Raw genomic sequence first — 1,591 nt, 5'->3', positions numbered from 1 at the left:
GCCCCTCTCCCTTGATGAAGCCTATCTGGACGTTACAGAAAATAAAACGGGTATCCCCTCAGCCACCATAATCGCCAGTGAAATACGACAACGCATCTTTCAGCACACGGGATTAACCGCCTCAGCGGGTATCTCCATCAACAAATTTATTGCGAAAATCGCCAGTGACATCAATAAACCCAACGGGCAGAAAACCATTCCCCCGGAAGGGGTCGCAGATTTTCTGAAGGCACTGGAGATTCGAAAGTTCTTTGGCGTGGGAAAGGTGACCGCTGAAAAAATGCACAACCTCGGCATTTTTACCGGGGCGGATTTAAAAACGAAGTCCCTGGAATTTCTGGTACAGCATTTTGGAAAAAGCGGAAACCATTATTATCAGGTGGTCAGAGGCATACATCACAGCGCGGTCCAGCCTGAGCGCGTGCCGAAGTCCGTAGGGGCAGAACGGACTTTTTCCGAAAACCTGAGTAGCGAAGTCTTTATGCTGGAGCGGTTGGAGGCCATTGCCGTTGAACTGGAATCCCGCCTTAAACCGAAAAAGCGGGCCGGTAAAACTATTACGCTAAAAATTAAATACAGCGATTTTCGCCTGCAGACCCGAAGCAAGACCTTGCCCTATTTTATTTCCAGCTCCTCGATGATTTTAGAGAATGCCAAAGAACTCCTCTATCAGGAATCCCTTGAGAATTCTGTGCGCTTGTTGGGAATTTCCCTTTCCAATCTGAATACGGATACCAAACAACCGGAGCCCCTTGAGGATGCTATCCACGTCCAGTTAAAATTTGATTTTTAGGTCCTCTTACCTTTGCTTTACAGGTTACATGTCTCGATCTCCGTTACTCTGAGGGTGTTTACCATCCCCTTGTCCTTAATGGGCATGGCGGCCAGGCTGATGAGCATATCCCCAACATCCAGGAAACCTTTCTGACAAGCGATGCGGTTGACATCTTCTATGGTCTCGTCGGTGGAGACAAAGCGGTCGTAATAAAAAGCCTTAACGCCCCAAAGGAGGTTGAGCTGTGAGAGGATACGTAAGTTTGAGGTGAACACCAAAATATGGGCGCTGGGTCTCCACGCTGAAATTTGAAAGGCCGTATATCCGCTATTGGTCAGGGTGGAGATGGCTTTGGCCTGGATTTCGTTGGCCATAGAGGCAGCGTGATAGCAAACAGCCTTGGTGATGTAGCGTTTAGTACGCACATGAGGGGGTTCCTGAGGAACCCGGATAAGGTCTGAACTCTCCACACTCTTGAGTATACTGGTCATTTTTTCAATAACCTGTATGGGGTAATTACCCACAGAGGTCTCCCCTGAAAGCATGACGGCGTCTGCCCCGTCCATTACTGAATTGGCTACATCATTCACTTCCGCCCGGGTGGGCACCATACTGGTAATCATGGTCTCCATCATCTGGGTGGCGATAATCACCGGAATACGTGCTTTCTTCGCCCTTAAAACCAATTTTTTCTGAATAAGCGGGACTTCCTGAGCGGGGACTTCCACCCCTAAATCCCCCCGGGCCACCATAAGTCCATCGCAATAGGCGACAATCTTGTCGATGTTCTTTACCGCCTCGGGCTTCTCAATCTTG

General features: G+C 49.0%; 2 protein-coding genes. One reads left to right on the top strand and one right to left on the bottom strand.

Features of this window, described 5'->3' with window-relative positions; translation table 11 throughout:
* A partial coding sequence (dinB, locus tag WBV75_RS01400; RefSeq protein ID WP_424118875.1) for a DNA polymerase IV occupies nucleotides 1–793 on the top strand: 793 nt, incomplete at its 5' end.
* Nucleotides 794–810: 17 nt separating this feature from the next.
* Here dinB and WBV75_RS01395 read toward each other — a convergent pair.
* On the bottom strand, nucleotides 811–1,591 hold a 781-nt coding region (locus WBV75_RS01395), incomplete at its 5' end, for a pyruvate kinase (RefSeq protein ID WP_424118874.1).

The sequence above is a fragment of the Robiginitalea sp. genome, assembly GCF_049588695.1.
Classification (GTDB): Bacteria; Bacteroidota; Bacteroidia; order Flavobacteriales; family Flavobacteriaceae; genus Robiginitalea.
The sequence above is the reverse complement of the archived record's forward strand: the minus strand, read 5'-3'. Positions and strand labels throughout refer to the sequence as shown.